The sequence below is a fragment of the Mesorhizobium sp. YL-MeA3-2017 genome, assembly GCF_030814575.1.
GTDB lineage: Bacteria > Pseudomonadota > Alphaproteobacteria > Rhizobiales > Rhizobiaceae > Mesorhizobium > Mesorhizobium terrae.
Map to the genome: position 1 here is coordinate 4694714 of NZ_JAUSVH010000001.1, position 21487 is coordinate 4716200.

The 21487-nt window shown below is 52.5% G+C and carries 18 protein-coding genes and 2 pseudogenes; 16 read left to right on the forward strand and 4 right to left on the reverse strand.

The window, feature by feature from the left end:
* Positions 1–562 precede the first annotated feature (562 nt).
* From QFZ88_RS22125 to QFZ88_RS22195, 16 genes and pseudogenes are all read left to right on the forward strand, one after another.
* Positions 563–1504: a Gfo/Idh/MocA family protein gene (locus QFZ88_RS22125; RefSeq protein WP_024925195.1), complete on the forward strand. Its 942-nt coding sequence runs from the start codon at positions 563–565 to the stop codon at positions 1502–1504.
* A 35-nt stretch (positions 1505–1539) separates the two neighbouring features.
* Positions 1540–2412: a hypothetical protein gene (locus QFZ88_RS22130; protein ID WP_137901198.1), complete on the forward strand. Its 873-nt coding sequence runs from the start codon at positions 1540–1542 to the stop codon at positions 2410–2412.
* 27 nt (positions 2413–2439) lie between these two features.
* Positions 2440–3057: an imidazole glycerol phosphate synthase subunit HisH gene (hisH, locus tag QFZ88_RS22135; RefSeq protein ID WP_024925197.1), complete on the forward strand. Its 618-nt coding sequence runs from the start codon at positions 2440–2442 to the stop codon at positions 3055–3057.
* 56 nt (positions 3058–3113) lie between these two features.
* Positions 3114–3875, forward strand: a complete 762-nt coding sequence (locus QFZ88_RS22140) for an AglZ/HisF2 family acetamidino modification protein (RefSeq protein WP_024925198.1) — start codon at positions 3114–3116, stop codon at positions 3873–3875.
* A gap of 291 nt (positions 3876–4166) precedes the next feature.
* Positions 4167–5276 (forward strand): N-acetyl sugar amidotransferase, encoded by a 1110-nt coding sequence (locus QFZ88_RS22145; protein ID WP_081766930.1) that lies wholly within the window; start codon positions 4167–4169, stop codon positions 5274–5276.
* Between the two features lie 12 nt (positions 5277–5288).
* Positions 5289–6491: a glycosyltransferase gene (locus QFZ88_RS22150; protein WP_024925200.1), complete on the forward strand. Its 1203-nt coding sequence runs from the start codon at positions 5289–5291 to the stop codon at positions 6489–6491.
* Between the two features lie 196 nt (positions 6492–6687).
* Positions 6688–7861 (forward strand): annotated as a pseudogene (locus QFZ88_RS22155) (IS3 family transposase).
* Between the two features lie 146 nt (positions 7862–8007).
* Complete coding sequence (locus QFZ88_RS22160; protein WP_024925202.1) at positions 8008–9039, forward strand: polysaccharide biosynthesis protein; 1032 nt, start codon at positions 8008–8010, stop codon at positions 9037–9039.
* The gene (locus tag QFZ88_RS22165; RefSeq protein ID WP_024925203.1) at positions 9040–10146 is read left to right on the forward strand and encodes a UDP-2-acetamido-2,6-beta-L-arabino-hexul-4-ose reductase; all 1107 of its coding nucleotides are present in this window, start codon (positions 9040–9042) and stop codon (positions 10144–10146) included. It begins immediately after the preceding gene.
* A gap of 5 nt (positions 10147–10151) precedes the next feature.
* Positions 10152–11283 (forward strand): annotated as a pseudogene (gene wecB / locus QFZ88_RS22170) (non-hydrolyzing UDP-N-acetylglucosamine 2-epimerase).
* A gap of 94 nt (positions 11284–11377) precedes the next feature.
* A complete protein-coding gene (locus QFZ88_RS22175) occupies positions 11378–12637 on the forward strand; it encodes a glycosyltransferase family 4 protein (protein WP_051504853.1) in 1260 nt (419 codons plus the stop codon).
* Between the two features lie 17 nt (positions 12638–12654).
* Positions 12655–13587 (forward strand): UDP-glucose 4-epimerase family protein, encoded by a 933-nt coding sequence (locus QFZ88_RS22180; RefSeq protein ID WP_024925206.1) that lies wholly within the window; start codon positions 12655–12657, stop codon positions 13585–13587.
* A gap of 2 nt (positions 13588–13589) precedes the next feature.
* Positions 13590–14291 carry a cytidylyltransferase domain-containing protein gene (locus QFZ88_RS22185; protein WP_024925207.1) on the forward strand — a complete coding sequence of 234 codons (702 nt, stop codon included), beginning with the start codon at positions 13590–13592 and terminating at the stop codon, positions 14289–14291.
* Positions 14288–15427: a UDP-N-acetylglucosamine 2-epimerase gene (gene neuC / locus QFZ88_RS22190; protein WP_036254894.1), complete on the forward strand. Its 1140-nt coding sequence runs from the start codon at positions 14288–14290 to the stop codon at positions 15425–15427. Before QFZ88_RS22185 ends, neuC begins: the two co-directional genes overlap by 4 nt.
* A gap of 1 nt (position 15428) precedes the next feature.
* Positions 15429–16040 (forward strand): NeuD/PglB/VioB family sugar acetyltransferase, encoded by a 612-nt coding sequence (locus QFZ88_RS29585; RefSeq protein WP_081766932.1) that lies wholly within the window; start codon positions 15429–15431, stop codon positions 16038–16040.
* A gap of 11 nt (positions 16041–16051) precedes the next feature.
* Positions 16052–17521 carry an aminotransferase class I/II-fold pyridoxal phosphate-dependent enzyme gene (locus tag QFZ88_RS22195; protein WP_036254910.1) on the forward strand — a complete coding sequence of 490 codons (1470 nt, stop codon included), beginning with the start codon at positions 16052–16054 and terminating at the stop codon, positions 17519–17521.
* 40 nt (positions 17522–17561) lie between these two features.
* Here the strand turns inward: QFZ88_RS22195 and hisH (QFZ88_RS22200) are convergent, their stop codons facing one another.
* The 4 genes from hisH (QFZ88_RS22200) to QFZ88_RS22215 are packed head-to-tail and all read right to left on the reverse strand — an operon-like array spanning position 17562 to position 21436.
* The gene (gene hisH, locus QFZ88_RS22200; RefSeq protein WP_024925211.1) at positions 17562–18212 is read right to left on the reverse strand and encodes an imidazole glycerol phosphate synthase subunit HisH; all 651 of its coding nucleotides are present in this window, start codon (positions 18210–18212) and stop codon (positions 17562–17564) included.
* Positions 18209–18973, reverse strand: coding sequence for an imidazole glycerol phosphate synthase subunit HisF (hisF, locus tag QFZ88_RS22205; RefSeq protein ID WP_244431225.1), 765 nt, complete (start codon positions 18971–18973; stop codon positions 18209–18211). Before hisF ends, hisH (QFZ88_RS22200) begins: the two co-directional genes overlap by 4 nt.
* A 56-nt stretch (positions 18974–19029) precedes the next feature.
* Positions 19030–20352, reverse strand: coding sequence for an N-acetyl sugar amidotransferase (locus QFZ88_RS22210; RefSeq protein ID WP_036254893.1), 1323 nt, complete (start codon positions 20350–20352; stop codon positions 19030–19032).
* Between the two features lie 52 nt (positions 20353–20404).
* On the reverse strand, positions 20405–21436 hold the full coding sequence (locus QFZ88_RS22215) for an N-acetylneuraminate synthase family protein (RefSeq protein WP_024925214.1): 1032 nt from the start codon (positions 21434–21436) through the stop codon (positions 20405–20407).
* Positions 21437–21487 lie beyond the last annotated feature (51 nt).

Consider the following 21487-nt stretch of genomic DNA (forward strand, 5'->3'; position numbering starts at 1 on the left):
CTGTTGTTTTTTGCAGTCTTTTTCCTCGCCAACTGGCTGTTTGAGTTCACCAAGTTGCCGTTGGAGTGGCTTATGATCGCGGTGCTGACCTCGGCAGCAGGTTGGCTATTCAAATACAACTTTCCATTTGGCAATCTGCACGGAAACCGTAGCGGTTCGGCTTGCTCAGGTTGACTCAAGCCACGCTTGATCTTGGGCTTTCACTATTGCTCATTCTGGGGTTAGCCATGGTTTGGCAGGGGCGGAGAGGAGCTTCCGTTCTTGCTGTTATCCGCCACCGCAGGCATGCTCAAATCCGCGCTTCCTAGCTGCTATTGAAGAGCAATGGCCTTGCTGGAGTTGAGCAGACGTTTCTGTTCGTGCAGATGATAATGTTTGCCGGAACATTTTTTTGTTGCTCGGAGAGCCCATCCGATGCCGTGGCCTGCGCCCTTTGCGTCTTGGCACCAATCGGATTTTCGGTTGCCAACACCTGGAAAAGGCGAATAACACGCTGATTGCTGGCGGCGCCGGCGATCGTGTTTCCATGCGAACAACGCAGTATCCTTAAGAAGGAAGTAACGTGCTGGACATTTCTATCGCAGTGATCGGTGCTGGTTATATGGCGCGCGAACATTTGCGCGCATTCGAGGGTTTGTCCGGGGTGCGGTTAGCGGGAATAGTATCCCGCACACATGAACGCGCTGCGCAGTTGGGTAAGGAATTCAATATTCCTGCATATCCTTCGATTCAGACTCTGTATGAGGCTACCAAGGCAGATTTAGTGGTGGTCACGGTTCCTGAACTGTCGACGGCTGCTGTCGCAAGTCAGTGCTTTGCCCATCCGTGGTCAGTGCTTCTGGAAAAGCCCGCCGGTTACAACTTGGCTGATGCGACGTCTATTCGAGACGCCGCGCGTGGTCGCAACGTTTATGTGGCATTCAATCGCCGCGCGTATTCATCGACCCGCGAGGCTCTAAAGGCATTGGAAAATGTCGATGCCCCACGGTTCATCAAAGTGGTTGATCAGCAAGATCAGGAGGCAGCCATGCGCAACCATGGTCAGCCTGAATTGGTGGCCGAAAACTACATGTTCGCCAATTCCATTCACGTAATCGACTATTTCAGGGTTTTCGGCCGAGGCAAGATCATCGACGTCACGCCGGTTATCGCCTGGAATCCGAAGGAACCGGGAGTTGTCATAGCCAAGGTGACCTTCGATAGCGGTGATGTTGGCCTTTACGAAGGTATATGGAATGGGCCCGGACCGTGGAGCCTAACTATAACCACGCCTCACAAAAGACTTGAATTGCGCCCTTTGGAGCAGGGGAGCCTACAACTCCGCGAAACACGTACGCAGATTCCGCTCGAAATTAGCCAGGACGACACCATGTTCAAACCGGGTCTCCGCTGGCAGGCAATGCAGGCCGCTGCCGCTGTGCGAGGGCAAATGCACTCACTCGCTACGATCGACGATTCGTGGGAATCGATGAAGCTTGTCGCAGACATATTCGGAATGAGATGATGGCCCTATCAAGGGCGACCAGGTCGGAGCCGGAAATGGCTTCGCTGCTTCGCGGTTTTGAGACGCACAACCACGTTTGCGATTTGGTCGTCGACGGTATTTCGCTCTGGCGGTTTCTGCGTTTCGAAATTGGCTTGGCACTTCAGAATCTGGGCTTGCGTCGGATCCCGATGACAATAGCTTCTCTCATTCGGGCGCTTTTTCAGGGAGGCTGGGGTTACGTCAGGGCGCCGCGCGGATTCCGTTACATTGGAAAGACATCGAATTCGGGGTTAAGAGGTCACGATGGGTGCGGCCGTTTCGACGTCTATTTTGATGATCTGATCGACGCTGTTCCTGGTGGCGAGATGTCGTCATTGGACGCCGGACGACTGGAGCTTAATGAAAGAAACGCCTATGGGCGGGCGGTGTTTGACTGCACGTCGTTGTTAATCGGCCGTGCCAACCTTGGTTGTTTTTCGGTTGAGTCCCACGGTCGAGCCGTGCTGCGGAAGACGTCTGAGCTGCTTGTTGGCGGGCTGAGCCTAGCGGAATTCAGTTCTAGTTATCTTCAGAGAAAACTCAACGTGTTTAAGAGGCGGACATTATGTGATTCTGCCGCGGAATTTGATGACCCGGTAATCCGATCAGACAGGCGTGTGACTATCGGTTCGGGTAATGATAGTCCCGTGACGCACGAGGTGATTGCCTTGCCTGATTTGCATGTGAGCGTGTTTTCGGCCTGCACTACGATTCACTCGGGATTAGAACTCCAACTGCCGTTGTCCCCATGGCCAGGATACCAAGCTGTGCAAGATCTTCTCAACGAAGGAAGCGCCTACCTTCTCAAGTCGCCGCAACATCTCGCCGATATCGTTAGGGTGCGCGATTTTGGCTGTGTGTCACCTCAGACGTCAGAATATCCTTGATGGGCTAGAAAGAGAGATGGCTTCCCGATGATAACTATTGTTGATTATGGGACGAGTAACCTCGGCTCCATGCAGAACATGTTAAAGAAGATTGGGGCTTCTTCCAGATTGGCGTCGACGTCAGGGGAACTTCGAGATGCTGACAAGATAATCTTGCCTGGGGTCGGCTCTTTTGACGCTGGAATGAAGAGGCTCAACGAGAGCGGCATGGTGCCCATATTAACCGAGAAGGCACTGGTGCAGAAGGTGCCTGTGCTTGGTGTCTGTCTCGGCATGCAATTGATGACCCGAGGTAGTGAGGAGGGTACTTTAAATGGTCTCGGTTGGCTAAACGCGGTTGCAAAACGGTTTGACCAGCGGGATGATCCTGATCTCAAGGTTCCACATATGGGATGGAACGAAGTTTTTGTAAGAAAAGATGATGTCTTTGCGAGCGCTCTACCAACCAGCGCTCGATTTTATTTTGCTCATTCCTATCACGTGGTATGCGACAGCCAAGATGACGTACTATTGGAGGCCCGTTACGGGAAGGCAGCAATTACTGCGTCGATCGCTGCGGGGAACGTAATCGCTGCACAATTCCATCCCGAGAAGAGCCATAAGTTCGGAATGTGGTTTCTAAAGAGGTTTGTCGAGCGGCGATAGCTGTCTCGAATAGGTATGCGACAGAACTGAAATCGATAGCGGGGTCTTTAGGCTAGATGTTGAGGATTCGCGTGATTCCCACATTGCTACTTCGTGGCGCAGGACTGGTGAAAACCACGAATTTCGCCAAACCCAAATATGTAGGAGATCCCATCAACGCCATAAAGATATTCAACGACAAAGAGGTCGACGAACTAGTTTTGCTTGACATAAGTGCAACCAGAGAGGGAAAGGGTCCCGCTTATGAAGTCGTGGAGAGCATAGCAAGTGAATGCTTCATGCCTGTTGCGTACGGAGGCGGGATTCGAACGATCGAGGAAATGCGACGAATCCTTAATACTGGTGTCGAGAAAATCATTATCAATAGTGCTGCAATTCATGATCCGAGCGTGATCGAGGCCGCTGCCCGGGAATTCGGTAGCCAAGCCGTGATCGTTTCTGTTGATGTCAAAAGAAATTTCTTGGGTCATTATAAGGTCTTTTCAAGCAGTGGATCGAAGACGACCAAACTCGATCCCGTCGCTTGGAGCAAGCATGCGCAGGAACGAGGCGCGGGTGAAATTCTTCTCACTTCAATCGATCGCGACGGAACGATGAAGGGTTATGACACCAACCTGATATCGGCGGTTAGCAAATCGGTGAATATTCCCGTAATTGCCTCGGGCGGCGCCGGTAGTCTTACGGATTTCAGCAAAGCGGTGAAGGATGGTGGTGCTTCCGCAGTTGCTGCAGGCGCGATGTTTGTCTTTCATGGCCCGCACCGGGCTGTTCTGATAACCTATCCAAATCGGGAAGAGCTTGAGGCGGTCTTTGCATGACGCGATTTTGTGCGTGCTCCCGATTACCATCATATGCCCGCTTTGCGATGATTGCCCGCATGGGAGCTGAGAATGTGCAAAACCTGACACAATGTCTTTCTCGTTCTTGAAAAGGCGAGGTGCCCTTTGTTCGTGGAATGCTCTCTTGCTCCATCTGCCGTAGCCGTGGCTAAGGGCTGGTTGTTTTTTTGGTTGATCCGATTCTCCAGAGCGTCCATTGCACTTGGCATAGAACGCAACTGATCTGTCTGAGTGCACTCACAGCGTCAGGGATTTTGTTTGGAATTTGATATGACGATTATCTGTACCCGCTGCATAATGGATACGACGGATCCTGACATCGTGTTCGACAACGATGGGGTCTGCAGCCACTGTCATCGTTATGATAGGGTTTCGATGCAAAGGCTGATCCCGACCGAGCAACGGACTGCTCGACTTGAGGCGCTCGTTTCAGAAATTAAAGCAGCGGGAGCCGGCAAAGATTACGACTGCGTTATCGGCGTAAGTGGCGGTGTCGATAGCACTTATGTTGCTTATGTCGTTAAGAATTTGGGTCTGAGACCACTAGCTATTCATCTCGATAATGGCTGGAATTCGGAACTTGCGGTTGCAAATATCCAAAAGACGTTGGATGTACTTGGAATTGATTTACATACTCATGTCATCGATTGGGAGGAATTTCGAGATCTGCAATTATCTTTTCTGAAAGCCTCAACTCCGGACGGAGAAGTCCCGACAGATCATGCTATCTTTGCCTTGCTCTACGAGATGGCGAATAAATACGGCCTCAAGTATGTTATTACTGGGACAAATATCGTTTCCGAAGCCATTTTGCCAGAAAAGTGGGGGTATGGCTATTTTGACTGGAGGTATGTGAGCGACGTGCATCGCCGTTTTGGCTCCACAAAACTGGCAACGTACCCGCATTTTTCACTTGCTCGCTTATTTTATTATGTATTTTTTAGAAAAATTAGATTGATATCTATTTTAAACTATATTGACTACGAAAAGAAAGAGGCGATGGATGTTCTTCAGGGTAAGCTTGGGTGGGTGTATTATGGAGGTAAGCACTATGAATCTATATACACTAGATTTTATCAGGCTTATTGGCTGCTGCGGAAATTTAATATCGATAAACGTAAAGCGCACTATTCGAATTTGATATTGTCAGGTCAGATGACTCGTGATGAAGCGTTGCGCGGATTAGAGGAGCCCGTATACCCGGAAAATCTCCTCATCGAAGATCGCGACTATGCTACAAAAAAGTTGCGTCAGACGCCGGATAGCATGGAAGCAATGATGCAGGCGCCAAACAAGACTTTCTTAGACTATAGAACCAGTCACTCGTTATTCGAGAAAGCGAAAACCTTAGTCAACGCGACGCGCCGCTACATCGGCTGACACGGACAATTGATGCTGACGGTCCTTTACATTCATATGACTGGCGCTTTTGGCGGCTCGTCCCGCAGCCTTTCAGAGGCGATCGGCGCTTTCCCAAAAGGGGCCGTGAAAGCATTCTTTGTAGCGCCGTCCGGGACGGCGACGCGCTTCTTCTCTTCCCTCGGCGAGGTTGTTGAAGCAAGAGGGCTTAGTCAATTCGATAACACGCGATATGGCAGATACTGCGGTTTGCGGTGGCTCGTGTTAGCTCGCGAAATTGCCTTGTTACCAGCCACCTTCGTGGCATTGCGGCGGGCGCGCCGGCTCTGGCCGAAGGTCGATATCATCCATGTCAACGAGTTCACCGGATTGTTGCCTTGGCTGTTAGCACGTTGGTGGTTCAAGGTTCCGGTTGTTGTGCATGTGCGATCTGTGGCCTCCAACGACAAGTCGTTGCGTACCCGTTTTGTAAATCACCTATTACGGGAGAAGGCTGAAGCGGTTGTGGCCATTGATCAAACCGTACGACGCAGCTTGCCAGAGGACTTGCCCACAGAGGTCATTCACAATGCCTTTACTCCATCTGGCGCGGCCGCTGACGATGGCAGCTTAACTCGTCTTAAACTCCGCGAAACGTCGCTAAAGATTGGTTTTGTCGGCAATCTACTGAAAGTGAAGGGAATTCATGATCTTGTAGAAGCGGCTCGTATCTTGAATGAGCGAGGCGTTGACGTTGAATACATCGTGGTTGGCGATGATGCCGCGCCGTCGCGCGGACTGCGCGCACGAGCACTCGGGCTGTTGGGGCTGCGCCAAGATATGAAGGCTGAGGTCGAAGTAGCCATCGATGCTTATCAGCTTCGCAATCGGTTCCATATGGTCGGATTCAGTCATAATATTGCGAAGGCTTATGCGCGTATGGACGTGCTTTGTTTCCCCTCGCACTATGATGCACCTGGACGCCCGATTTTCGAGGCGGCCTTTGCCGGTGTTCCAAGCATAGTTGCAATCCAAAACCCGACTTCCGACACGTTGATCAATGGAGAGACGGGCCTTGCCGTGCCGCCTCGTAATCCGATAGCGCTTGCAAGCGCCATCGAGAAGCTAGCCCGCGAGCCGGAATTGGCTTTCAGGATGGGTGTTGCGGCAAAGGCAATGGCTCAACGCAACTTTGACCCGCAGATGAATTCTGCAGAATTGCTAGCGCTCTATCGCCGGGTTTTTGCGAAGCAATAGCTGTTTAAGTATCCTCGAAGAGCGCCGATTTCTAGCTCTGACTGCTGCATGCATCAGAAAACAGATTACCCATGACGAACAGTTCCAGCACCCTTTGCGAAGCGGACCGTGGTGTTTGGAGCAGAAGATGTGGCCTGTCCCCTGAAAAGTGGTCCTCACCAAGGTATGGCTTTTGAGCCAGTGGAGGATTGTAGAAATGGCAAGAAGGAGACACTGCGCGAAAGAGTTCGTCACGAAGATGCGGCAGGTTGATGTTCTGAGCTCATAAGGAAAATCGGTTGCGGACGCGACTCGATCATTTGGTGTGAGGGAAGTTGCGTACCACCGTTGGTGCGCTGAATACGATGGTTGAAGGGCGGCCAGGTCAGGCGGTTGAAGGAGCTCAAGATGAAGAACTCACGTCTTCGCCGCGCCATCTCCGACCTGACGCTGGACAAACTGGTCCTGGTGGAAGCTGTGCGGGAAAACTTCCGAGCTCGCGCGCCGCCGTGCTTGTGTGTAAAATGTTGTTGCCGGAGCTTGGTCTCCGCGAGTACTGTGCGTGCTGGGTTCTCGGCCTGCATCGTTCCATGCAGCGCAAGGTTCCAACCACACCAGGTGATGAAGCGGCTTTGACTGCCGATATCATCGCGCTTGCCATCCAATTGGCCGCTACGGCTATCGCCGCATCACGGTGCTGCTGCAGCGTGCGGGCTAGGTAGTGAAAGTCAAACGGCCTGAACGGATCTGACTGCGCGAGGGACTGAAAGTTCCGCAGAAGCAGCCCAAACGAAGCCGCCTGTGGCTGAACGAGGGATCACGCATCCGGTTGCGGCCGGAATATTCCAACCATGTCTGGTCTTATGACTTTATCGAGGATTGCGCCCATAACGGAAGGAAATTCCGCATGCTCAACGTAATCGACGAGTTCATGAGGGAATGCATCTCCATCAGGGCCAATTGGAGGCTCAAAGCCGTCGATGTGATCGACGTTCTCACCGGCCTGTTCATCTTGCGCGGCGTCCCGCCAGATTTCGATCTGATAGTGGCACCGAGTTCATTGCCAAGGCTCTGCGTGAATGGATCGCCACCCCTGCGCTAAGACCGTTTACATCATGCCTGGCAGCTCTTGGGAAAATGAGTGGTGCGAGAGCTTCAACTTGAAGCTTTGTGACGAACTGCTCGATTGTGAAAACTTCCACGCGCTGAAGGGAGCCCTGATCGGCATAGAAGTTTGGCGCCAGTATCATAGTACCGTGCGGCCAAATTTATCGCTGGGTTACAAACCGCGTGCGCCGGAAGCATCCCCTTGGCCGGCCGCGCGATCCGGATCAGCTTCGCCGGTCACCCCGGCCGTAGAGCCGGGCCATCATACATTAACATTCAACTAGGCCCACTCGATGCAGGCAGGCCCCTCAAGGCAACTGTTATTTTCCGATCTTGCGATTGACTGCCAAGGAAGTGGTAGCCATCTGGGAGTTTGTGATGTAGAAGCGCGCCGCCGCCCACCACAGAAGAGTTTCGACCCTTGAGTGCTTTGTCAGACAAATGCCTGCTGATTACGGGAGGAACCGGATCGTTCGGCAACGCAGTCCTTCACCGCTATCTGGCGTCTTCGGTTGCGGAGATTCGGATTTTTAGCAGAGATGAGAAGAAACAAGACGATCTTCGTAAGGCGTTCAGCAGCAAGAAACTAAAGTTCTATATTGGCGACGTGCGCGATTACGGAAGTATCCTTACAGCTACCCGCGGTGTGGATTATATTTTCCACGCTGCTGCGCTGAAGCAGGTTCCGTCTTGTGAATTTCATCCGCTGGAGGCCGTTAAGACAAACGTTCTCGGTACAGAGAACGTGCTGGAGGCGGCTATAGCAAACAAGGTAAGGAAAGTCGTCTGCCTTTCCACGGACAAAGCCGTCTATCCGATCAATGCCATGGGGATTTCGAAAGCCCTGATGGAAAAGGTTATGGTGGCTAAATCCAGAAACCTTGACTCTCGCGAGACGATCGTTTGCGGTACCCGTTACGGCAATGTGATGGCCTCACGTGGCTCGGTCATTCCGCTGTTCGCCGACCAGATTGGCTCGAGCAAGCCTATCACGATCACCGATCCGGGGATGACCCGTTTTATGATGACGCTGGCCGATGCCGTTGACCTCGTGGCTTATGCCTTCGATCGGGGAGGCAACGGTGACATCTTCGTCCAAAAAGCCCCCGCAGCTACGATAGGTACGCTTGCGACGGCCCTTTGCGAGCTCTTAGGTCAGCGAGAATATCCGGTCGAAGTAATTGGCACCAGGCATGGTGAAAAGCTATTCGAGACATTGCTGAGCCGCGAGGAGTTGGCGGGTGCTGAAGATCTGGGAGATTACTACAGAATCCCACCAGATTTGCGCGACTTGAATTATTCAAAGTATGTTGAAATGGGAGAAGAGCAAATCTCTCGATCAGAAGAATACAACTCCCATAATACGCGACGCCTTGATGTGCCCAACATGAAGGAATTGCTGATGAAGCTTGACTTCATACGCGAGTTAATGGCTGGGAACCGGCCTCGTCCGGAGGAATAATTGAAAAAAATCGCAGTCACGGGGTGTCGCGGCTTTATTGGTCAAAATTTGGTGCGGCGTCTCGAAGAATTAGGCTTCGAGATAGGGCGCATTTCCCACGATGATGATGACGTCTCGGTACGTGCAGCTCTAGCCGGCTCGTGTGCTGTGTTTCATCTGGCGGGTGTTAATCGACCAACCGATGAGGTCGAGTTTCAATCCGGCAATGTCGGCATGACTCAAAGGCTGATTGGTCTTCTTCGGGAAGACCAAATGCGCCTGCCGGTCATCTATGCTTCTTCAATTCAGGCTGAGCGCAACAATTCTTATGGCAGAAGCAAGCGCCAGGCGGAAGAATTGGTGGCTGCGTTCGGTCGAGAGCAGATGACGGCGGTCCACATCTTTCGATTGCCTAACGTCTTTGGGAAGTGGGCTAAGCCGAACTACAATTCGGTTGTTGCCACATTTTGCTACAACCTTGCTCGAGATTTGCCCATCGTTGTCAACGACCCCGAAGCGCCCTTGAGGCTGGTCTACATAGATGACGTAGTGGATGCATTCATTGCTTTATTGGATGATGCCGAGAGTGCCGTCCGCGACGGTGTGGTCAAACCGGAATATGTGACAACAGTAGGTTACGTCGCGGCTCTTATTCAAAGCTTCCGCGACAGCCGCCGTACCTTGTTAACCGATGCAGTGGGATCTGGGTTAATACGTGCGCTCCATGCGACGTACTTGAGTTATTTACCTCCTGCCGAATTCAGCTACACGCTGAAGAGTAATACCGATCCACGCGGAGCTTTCGTGGAGGTTCTGCGCACGGTCAATTGCGGGCAATTTTCTTATTTTACCGCTCACCCAGGAGTGACACGAGGCGGGCACTACCATCACACCAAGACCGAGAAATTTCTTGTTGTGCAGGGCAAGGCTCGATTCGGGTTTCGTCATATTTTGACCGGCGAGAGGTTCGAGGTGTTTGCGTCCGGTAGTGAGCCGATGGTGGTGGAGACGGTGCCTGGCTGGGTGCATGATGTAACGAATATCGGCGACCAAATGATGATTGTTCTGTTGTGGGCCAACGAGCTGTTCGATCAGAGCCGGCCTGATACCATCGCAGCGAAGGTATAGTTGTTATGTCTAAGATGAAGGTCGTGACGGTTGTCGGCACGAGACCGGAAATCATTCGTCTTTCCCGCGTTTTGGCTAAACTCGACGAATACTGTGATCATCATTTGGTCCACACCGGGCAAAATCATGACTACGAGCTGAACGAGATTTTCTTCGAAGATTTGGGCGTAAGGCGCCCAGACGCATTTCTCTGCAGCAGGTGCGAATGCTGCTGAAACGATTGGCAACGTGATCATCGGCTTTGATCGGTATTTGGCAAGTCATCACCCAGACGCCTTGCTGGTTCTAGGTGATACGAATAGCTGCCTTGCTGCAATTCCAGCGAAGCGACGAAAGATCCCAATTTTTCACATGGAGGCTGGTAATCGTTGTTTCGATAGCCGTGTTCCCGAAGAAATCAATCGACGTATCGTCGATCATACAGCCGACATCAACCTGACCTATTCGGATATTGCGCGCGAGTATTTGCTAAGAGAGGGGCTTCCACCTGATCGTATTATTAAGACTGGTAGCCCAATGCTGGAAGTGCTCTCATATTATAGAAAAAACATACAGAACTCAAGTATTTGCGAACGGCTTTCTTTGACGCCCGGGAAGTATTTCGTCGTCAGCGCACACCGCGAGGAGAATATAGATACTGAAAATAATTTCAGTAAGTTAGTCGATATGTTGAATGCAGTGGCGGTTCGTTTTGATGAGCCGCTTATCGTGTCGACACATCCGCGTACTCAAAAACGCATTGATGCTGTGAATGCTCGCTTCCACAAAAACGTTTGCCTGATGAAGCCTCTGGGTTTCTTCGACTATGTGCGGCTGCAGCAAGACGCAAGAGCGGTGCTGTCTGACAGCGGAACGATTACCGAGGAGTCGTCCATTCTGAACTTCCCAGCCCTCAACATTCGAGAGGCGCACGAACGGCCGGAAGGGATGGAGGAAGGTTCGGTTATGATGTCCGGTTTGGGCAAAGAACGGGTATTGCAATGCCTTGACATTCTTGGAACGCAATCGCGTGGGGAGAGGCGTGACCTTAGGCTTGTTTCGGATTATTCGGTGACCAACGTTTCTGACAAAGTGGTGCGTATCATCCACAGTTACCGTGACTACGTTCGTCGTGTGGTCTGGCGCGAAAACAGCTAATTCAGAACTTAACGAATGGTTGAAAAGACGCTCGAGGTGTCATGGGGATGCCCAAAAATGGCAGAGGCGCCCTACTGGCTCCCTGAGGTGCGGTATGCCTAAAAGTGACAATCCGCCTTCTAATCGCTCCTTGCGCATTCTCGTTGTCAGTCAATATTTCTGGCCTGAGAATTTTCGTATCAACGATCTTGTTGATGCGCTAGCGGTCCGTGGTCATGAGATTACCATACTGACGGGGAGCCCCAACTATCCCGACGGCGTCGTCTTCAGTGATTTTGCCGCTACGCCGGCGAAATACTCCAGCTATAAGGGTGTACCCGTCTTTCGGGTTCCGATGGCTGCCAGGGGAAGTGGCGCATTCCGTCTGGTGTTAAACTACATAACCTTTGCTGTTTCTGCGGCGATAATCGGTCCGTTGAAATTGAGAGGCCGCAGTTTCGATGCTATCTTCGTATTCGAGCCATCACCAATAACAGTTGGATTTCCAGCGATTGTCCTGCGAAGGTTTAAGCGCACGCCGGTCGCCTTGTGGGTTCTGGATCTTTGGCCAGAATCGTTGTCTGCAGTTGGCGCTGTGCGTACCCCCACTGTTCTTCGGTTGGTGGGACGCCTCGTTTCATTTATTTATCGACGTTGTGACTTGATATTAGCGCAGTCTCGCCGCTTTATTCCAGAGATTCAGCGGCGGTGTGGGTCCGTTCCAGTAGTTTACTTCCCCAATTGGGCTGAAGATACATTTGCAGCGACCGATGCGATTCCTGCGCCTGAGATTCCAGCCGCGGCTAACACATTCGATATTGTGTTTGCTGGCAATATAGGAGAGGCGCAGGATTTCCCTGCCATATTGGATGCTGCAGACCTTCTGAGGGATGAGCCTGTTCGTTGGCTTATTGTGGGAGATGGCAGGAAACTCGAATGGGTGCGTCGTGAAATCGCAGTCCGTGGCCTCGGCGATAAGGTGTTGTTGATCGGAAGGTTCCCTGTTGAGCGTATGCCCGAGTTTTTTGCCGCAGCAGATGCGCTTTTGGTATCTTTACGCAGTGAGCCGATCTTTGCTCTGACAATACCCGCAAAACTCCAAGCCTACCTAGCGGCCGGCATACCGATATTGGCGATGATCGATGGCGAAGGCGCTGACGTAGTGCGCGATGCGCAGGCAGGCTTAGCTTGCGCGGCCGGTGATAGTGCTGGCCTCGCAGAGGCCGTCAAGGCTATGGTCGCATTACCCGAGGCCGAAAGGTTCTCCATGGGGCAAAGAGGGCAAGAGTTTGCAAGACGGGAGTTCAGTCGCGATATGCTGATCGAGGCACTCGAGCACTGGCTCGGTGCCTTGAGTGAAAAAGTTACAAGGTAGGTACAAGGGGCCAATGGATGATCGTCGTGACTGGCGCTTCCGGTTTCGTGGGTAATGCACTCTGCCAGGAGTTGTCTCAACGCAATATCGATTTCCGACCTGTGAGCCGCAGCGGAAAAAGCTCTACGTCTGTCGGAGACATCGACGGCACCACCGATTGGCGACGCGTCCTACAAGAGGCCGATGCGATCGTTCATCTGGCTGCTCGTGTACATGTGATGAAAGACGATGCGGTCGATCCATTGGCAGCTTTCCGCGAGGTCAATGTCGATGGAACCGTGAACCTCGCCAAGCAAGCTGCGATGGCGGGGGTCAAGCGGTTCATTTACATGAGTTCCATAAAGGTAAATGGGGAGGGGACTGAACCTGGGCGACCATTCACGACCGAGAGCCCTCCCTCACCGAGGGATCCATATGGTATCTCAAAATGCGAAGCTGAAAACCTCCTCTTTGCTGTGGGCGCACAGCACGGGATGGAAGTGGTCGCCATTCGCCCGCCTTTGGTCTATGGACCAGGCGTTAAGGCAAATTTCCGCGCAATGATGACGTTGGTCCAGCGGGAGGTTCCATTGCCGTTGGCTTTGGTCGACAACCGTCGCAGTCTTACCTACGTGGAGAACTTAGTTGATCTCATCATCTGCTGTCTCACCCACGATCAAGCTGGAGGGAAAGTCTTCCTAGGTGGCGACGGAACTACGTTATCCACACCGCAATTAATGCAGAGTCTCGCTCGAGCCATGGGGCTGAATGCTCGCCTTTTTCCTGTGCCTGTTTCTCTTCTGAAATCCGCTGCGGCGCTGTTTGGTAAACGGGATATGGCGCAGCGATTGCTTGGCTCGCTGGAAGTGGATATCACCGCGACAAAACAACATCTGAATTGGGTTCCTCCAATCTCACTCGATGAAGCCATGAAGCGAACCACCGCCGCCTTCCTGGAACACAGGCTGTAATCTTGAAAACCCTCGCAATCATTCCCGCGCGCGGCGGCTCTAAACGATTGCCCGGTAAGAACATCAAATCGTTCGCAGGTGTGCCACTTATTGTGTGGTCGGTTCGGTTTTCGCAGTCGATTAAGTGGTTCGATCGCATCGTTGTTTCCACTGATGATCCGGAGATCGCGTCAGTTGTGGTCTCGCATGGTCTCGATGTGCCGTTTCTTCGGTCAGCAGAGTTGGCTACAGATACCGCCACGACAGTGGATGTTGTGTTTGATGTTCTGCAGCGCGAGCGTGCCGAAGGGCGATCTTACGACTTTGTAGCGTTACTACAGCCGACTTCACCGGTTCGGCGAGCAGAACGCTGGGAAGCGGCGAGGATGCTGTTGAATAACGACGATTGCCAAGCCGTTATCGGTGTGGCTCATGCTCGAAATCATCCCTCTCACCTGTTCGATTGGCAGTCTCCCCCCTCTCTGGTGCCATTCACTGACAACCAGGAGCGGTTGCTTCGCAGCCAGGATCTGAGTCCAGTCGTCTACATTGCTGGCAATCTTTATCTGGCACGTACGAGTGTGCTGGAAAGTGGTCGGACATTTTTCCCTGATAAGACTTTTGGGGTGCTATGCGATGGTCCGTGTGAGTCAATCGACATTGACACGGAGGACGATTGGATCATGGCGGAAGCCCTGGCGCAAAGATATGGTGAACAACCATGAGGGCGGTGCGCAAGGTTTGCTATGTTACTGGTACTAGGGCTGACTTTGGCCTTATGAAATTAACACTTGAACGTATTCATGGAAGCAGCGCACTTGATCTCAGCCTCCTTGTTACGGGCATGCATCTCTCGACGCGATACGGATTGACAGTAAGGGAGATTGTGGCGTCCGGATTGCCCATCGGCGCTCAGGTTGAGGTCGAAGACGATATACCTTCTGGTCCGCTAATGGCTCGGAACATCGGGCGGATGTTGGTGGGATTTGTCGATGCGCTGGAAGTCGAGCGACCTGACATCGTTCTCTTGCTTGGTGATCGGGGGGAAATGTTGGCTGCCGCTATCGCCGCGCTGCATCTGGGGATTCCCGTCGCGCATGTACATGGCGGCGAGCGTTCAGGGACCGTTGACGAGCCTGTGCGCCACGCTATTTCCAAACTGTCGCGTTTCCACCTGACAGCTACCGAAGAAAGTAGGCAACGGCTTGTGTCAATGGGAGAACCTGCTTCTCAAATATCGGTGGTCGGTGCCCCTGGACTGGATGGCTTGACAGAGATTGCTACGAAGTCGCGAGAGCAAATTTGTGCAGATTTCCATTTGGAGGCTGCCGGGAAGATCGCACTTCTCCTTTATCATCCGGTTGTTCAAGAAGCGGCGACGGGAGGGGCAGATATTGCCAGGATCATCGCAGCATTGCGTGCGTACCAGTTTCAAATCCTGGCTTTGATGCCAAATTCCGACGCAGGCAGTGATGAAATTCGGAAGGTGCTCGACGAAGCATCCAGGAGACACGAGATCAAGGCAATCACGCATCTTGCTCGATCGGATTTTGTCTCAACGATGAAAGAGGCCGACCTCATGATCGGCAATTCCAGCAGTGGCATTATTGAGGCGGCCAGCTTTGGAACGCCGGTGGTCAATATTGGATCTCGGCAAAATCTACGACAGCGAAACAGCAACGTGATTGATGTGAAGCCGACGGAAGATGCGTTAAATTCCGCACTTGAATTCGCTCTCAAGAAAAAGCGGTTCGCCAAGTCGAATGTTTACGGTGACGGCAGCGCGAGTATGCGAATTGTTAGTTTTCTTTCTTCTGTGCGACTGGACGCATTGAGCCTTGTCAAAGAAAATACGTACTGAGATGATAAATCTTGTGGGGGCTGGCGGTCACTCGTTAGTGGTTATAGATTCTTTGCTTGCTGGTGGCTGGAGTCTGGAACATATTTGCTTGTGGGATGAGGACGTCAGCAGGACGACCAGCAAGCGCCTCGATATCCAAGTTCGTCTTTTTGACCCATCTTTGCTTTCTGGGCAGCCGTATCACGTTTGTATTGGCAATTCTAAAGCACGTGCGAATTTGGTTGAGTGTCTGGACTCGAAGGGAGGATACACTCAGTCTATTTATCATCCGGCGACCTCTATTGCTGGCAGTGCAAAAATCGGTCCGGGGACTTTTCTAGCTTCTGGAGCCATAGTTGGGCCTCTGGCACATATCGGCCGAAGCGTCATCGTGAATCATGGCGCCGTCGTCGATCACGAGTGCACTGTGGGTGATTTCTCCCATATAGCTCCGGGCGCTACGCTCGGCGGCAATGTCCGTGTGGGGGAGGGCGTACTGGTTGGAGCTGGAGCGAGTGTTTTGCCTGGGATACGAATCTGCGATGGAGCGGTCGTTGGTGCGGGAGCGGTGGTCGTTGCTGATATCGCGCAACAAGGTGTCTATGCGGGGATACCTGCCAATCGGATTGGATAGGGGTTTTGGGCGTGGATATTTCGAAAATCGCCATTGGCAGAGATGCCACACTTCATGATGCGCTAGCCTTGCTCGACCGAACGGCGACGGGCGTTCTGCTTCTCTCATCGGCAGATGAGCGTTTTGAGCGAACGGTCACCGACGGAGATATCAGGCGCCTTTTGCTTGATGGAGCGAATCTGAACGACACGCTCTCTCTGCTTTCCGATCGTCAATCGGTCACCTTGCAATTAGGCTACACTCGTCGCGAAGCGTTGTTGTTGATGCAGGCCAATGTGGTGAACCATCTGCCTGTCGTTGATGACAACGGCAAAGTTGTTGAACTCGTCGAAAGATCAAAGATCGATCAGCCGGTCTTGTTATCGACCCCACATATGGGGGAGAGCGAGATCGAGTTTGTCACCGAAGCATTTCGGACAAATTGGATCGCGCCGCTAGGGCCAAATGTAGATGCTTTCGAAATCGAGCTGGCTGAAAAATTGGGGATCGCAAACGCCGTTGCTCTGAGTTCGGGTACTGCGGCGATCCATTTGGCCTTGCGCCTGTTAGATGTTGGGCCGGGGGACTATGTCTTTTGTTCGACGTTAACTTTTGCAGCCAGCGTTAATCCGATCGTTTACCAGGGTGCTGAGCCAGTCTTGATCGATTCCGAGCCAGAGAGCTGGAACATGTCGCCACAAGCGCTTGAACGCGCCTTGGAGGTGGGCAGAAGAGAAGGCAAACTTCCGAAAGCTGTTATTGTCGTTAGCCTGTACGGTCAAAGCGCCGATATGGATCCTATTGTTGAGCTGTGCGACCGGTTTGATGTTCCGATCATAGAGGATGCAGCAGAGTCCTTGGGCGCTACCTACAAAGGCAAGGCTTCGGGAAGCTTTGGTCGCATGGGTATATATTCCTTCAATGGTAACAAGATCATCACCACGTCGAGCGGGGGGATGTTGGTTACCGAAGAGAAGGCGTTTGCTGATAGGGCTCGCTTCCTCTCAACTCAGGCGCGAGATCCTGCGCCGCACTACCAGCATTCGACGATCGGCTACAATTATCGAATGAGCAATATTCTTGCGGGCGTCGGCCGTGGGCAGTTAAAGGTACTCGAGCAACGAGTGAGCGAACGCCGCAGGATATATGAAACGTATCGCAAAGAACTATCCGACATCGAGTGGATTGAATGGATGCCGGAGCCCGCTTGGAGCTATTCTACTCGCTGGTTGTCAGCTTGCACGCTTCAGCAGGGCGGGAGCAACCGATCAGCGTCGGCGCTTATTCAATATCTTGCAGGTGAATTGATCGAAGCGCGCCCCATCTGGAAGCCCATGCATCTGCAGCCTGTTTTCTCAGACTGTAGTTTTTTTGCGCATGGCAACCAGCCCATTTCAGACCGGTTGTTCGATACGGGGCTCTGTCTTCCGTCTGGGTCAAACATGTCTGAGCAGCAACTCGAACGGACGATAAACGCAATTCGTCGCTACGCGCATGCGTAGCGACATTTGTTCGAGAGGTGGCTTTCTGCGTTTTCCCGCATTATGATTTTAGGAAAGCTTTGAGGAGCGATTGACCTGCTGCAGCGCTGCGCTCCGGATGAAATTGAACCCCCACAACGTTGTCTCTCCGGATCGCTGCCGTTATCGCAACTCCATCGTAGTCTGTGTAGGCAATCCGCTGGGCTGGATCATTCGTTTGGCAATGGTACGAATGGACGAAGTAAACGGCGGCGCCAGTTGTCTCCATAGCAGATAGAGGCGCTGTTTCCCAGCCGCCGCCCGTATGGTGGTCGGTTTTCAACGTGGCCCAGCCGATATGTGGCACACGCAAGTGGCTACGATCAGGAGTCTGATCGGGTATACGCTCTACCTGCCCCTCTATGAATCCCAATCCTTGGTATGTGCCGAATTCCGTACTTTGGTCCATTAGTACTTGCATGCCGATGCAGATTCCAAGAAATGGCCTGCCGGTCTCGACAAAAGCCCTTAAGGTCTCGTCAAGACCTCGTTGGCGCAAGGCTTCCATGGCGCGCGCAAAGGCGCCCACGCCTGGTAGGATTACACGGTCAGCATGACGAATCTGGGATAAATCTCCTGTTAGCTCAGCGCTTCCACCAACTTGCCGGATGGCATTGCACACTGAGAATACATTGCCGATCCCATAGTCGACGACGACGGTTTTGCCGCTCATGCCGCCACCATAGTCTGTGTAGAACGCACCGGGACGCCGGCTGCAACACAACTTTCCTTCAAGTCTTGTATCGACAATTGATTCATATGAAGCGTCTTGGCGACAGCAACGGCGCTCACGTCGGGATTCTGGAGTACATTGATAACGTGTCCAACGGTCCCGACTCCCCCTGACGCTATCACTGGAATGTCGACTTCCCGTGCAACAGTTGCGATCAGATTTTCATCCATTCCGCGACCAGTTCCATCCTGGTCGATCGAGGTAATCAACAACTCGCCAGCGCCAAGCCTCTGGCCCTCAACAGCCCATTTGACGACATCCCGTCCACTGCGATTGCGACCGTTGTCCGTCATCGCCTCCCAGCCGCCTGCCGGCTGTCGTTTCGCCTCGATCGAGAGAACCGTAGCCTGCGACCCGTAGGTGTCGGATATTGCCCGCAGGATATCCGGATCGATTGTGGCGGCCGTGTTTATTGCCACTTTGTCTGCACCCACCGCAAGAAGATCGTGCACCGCTTTCAGATTGCGTATGCCCCCTCCAACGGTAATAGGAATGAACACTTCCGAGGCGACATTGCGCACGATACTCGAAAGATTGTTGCGATCATAAAGGCTTGCCACTACATCCATGTATAGCAACTCGTCCGCACCCTGTTCATAGTATTGTCTAGCGCGCTCTTTGGGGTCTCCCATCTTTCGCCATCCCTCTAGATGGACACCTTTTATGAGATGTTCCATCTTAACATCGAGGCGTGCAATCAATCGTCTATTCACCGGCAGGGCCCCTATGTGCGTTGCTGTTCGGCGACATGCACATCTTAGTTCTCCTGAAACACGGTGCGCCGAAGGCTCCACTCACCGCCCTCGTATTGCCACAGGTGAGGCGGGCGGAATCTGTTCGCGAGCGTGTCGAAATAAGCCCGATCCATAACAGGTGCTTCAAACTGCTTAGCGGCCTCGGGGTACTGTTCTGGCGGAACACTGAGGTAATCAAATAGTTCGTTTGCGAAACGCTCTGGGAATTCTCCATCATATCGCTTCACCAGCGCCACTCCTTCTTCGCGCTCGATGTCGCCCGATCGAATTTCCTGAGCTGCGTCGTAGGAACTGCGACCAATACCGAACTTAATAAAGGTCGTGTAATAGTGCAGGTCGTCGATCCGATCATCGATCGAGTTGTACTTGGAATACGTTCCAGGAGTACGTTCCGGAGATGCCTCGAAGCCGCCATGTTCGACAGCAAAATAGTAGGCTGCTTGCGGGTGCCACTTCAAATAGTAGCCAAGATAGTGAACTTCGATTCCCTTTTCTTCCAGAACCTTCGGGTCAGAGGGCATGTACGCCGCCAAGTCGGCTCTACGTACTCCGAATTTTTCGATCAAATCCGCTACCGAGACACCGCCAAGGTAAGTCTCGTCGTCGCTTGTGGCTGAAAAATAGTTGTAATCACGTTTAGCGGTTTCGTTGTCCGCGATCGGATTACCGTACTCGGCCTCGTTCTCTCCGTAAAAGATCAACGGGATGCCCATTTTTGCCGCAAATGCTGGAGCAAAACCTTTTTGACCGATGATGAATGGTTGAAAAGGATGAAATAGGTTCTCGACTGCAAGTCGTGTCATTAGCCGCTTTACGCGACCGTTTGGCGTCAAAAGAAAATTGTCGAAGCCGGAATGGATCCAATGGTTGAAGTTACGCTGTCCCCATTCAGTGTAAACATGCGGTGCCCAAGTGCATGTCAACGGGTTCATGCCGAATTCGTATTTCAGCATCCATGATTGGTAGAAGCTATCCTTGCCGCCTGAGCCTGGGACCAAGCAGTCATATGAGCCGTTGCGCGAACGATATTTGTCGCACAAGACAACCAATTCTGCGCGTCGACGCTCCCAATCAACGACCGCATGTTTGCGTTCGGCGTTCCGACAGGCATCGCATACGCCTTCGTCGTCGAAAGCAATGACTGATTTCTTGCTCTCGGCAGTATGCTTGTACTCCACAGCGGAATTCGGCCTCTGGTTGGATATCACGCATTTTTTGCAGAAAACAACCGAACGTGGCAGGCCGTATTTGGTTGGCGGCGAAGCGAGCGTCGGGGAATAGAGAGAGTAGTCAACTATTTCGGTGCGGGGATCGGCATAGATCATCGGCCGGCCTTCTATCTCGTATTTTCCTAGTTTGCGTCTTATGAGGACGCGCTTACTCGAAGTGGGAGTAGTCCAGGGGGTCGCCTGGTGCAACCGCTTTTGAAAGGCGTCGGCCAACCAGCGATTTGTAGTACTCTGGTGAAAGGCCGGTGGCCGGTCTGAGGATGGCAATATCCGACAAACTTAACACCTCACCCGCCGGCATGGCGCGCGCGGCCTTTAACCCGCGTCGCACAAGTCTGCGGGCTTCTTCTTCAATTGGACGAACCTGCTTGGTGCCGTCGCCTAGAAGGGTTTCTGTATTGGCAATTGCTTGCATCATGTCGGATAGTTCGTAGGGCTCGATTGAGGCGGAATGATCCGGCCCTGGCATCGCTCGATCCAGCGTTATGTGTTTTTCAATTACGATTGCGCCCATGGCAACGGCGATCGGCGGTACCAGTATTCCGGCTGTGTGATCGGAATAGCCAACAGGTACTCCAAGTTCCCTAGCCATGGTTGCCATCGCTCGCAGGTTCACATCTTTGAACGGGGAAGGGTATGCACTCGTGCAATGAAGGACGACCAGAGGAGGCAGTCCAGCGGGGTCTTTAGGGAGATCCGCAGGGGTGCCTGCAGTCACAACTTCTACCGCACGCTGAACTTCAGCAAGATTTGCCATGCCCGTGGACAAAATAATTGGAAGTCCACGTCTCGCGCAATCCTCAAGATAAGGCTCGTTGTTGACTTCGCCGGAGGGGATTTTGATTCGGCGAATGCCGATGTCGCACAGCATGTCGAGCGATGCAGTGTCGAAGGCAGTTGACATAAATTCGATGCCTAAATCTCTACAGCGAGCGGCAACTGCCTTGTGATCGGCTTCGCTAAGTTCCAGATCCTTCAGCATCGCATGCTGATCCTGCGCGCCCGAGACTTGCTGATAAGCGACGGTTGCTGTGTTCTTTGCCGTAATAGAATCGGCCTTGAACGTTTGAAATTTTGCGGCATGTGCGCCGGCGTTGGCGGCCTTTTCGACTAGCTCCAGTGCCAGTGCCAGCTTTCCATTGTGATTTACGCCGATTTCGGCAATTACGAATGTCTTCATGTTTGAATTTATCTCATTACCAAGTCGGCTGCAGATTATCGACACTTGCCG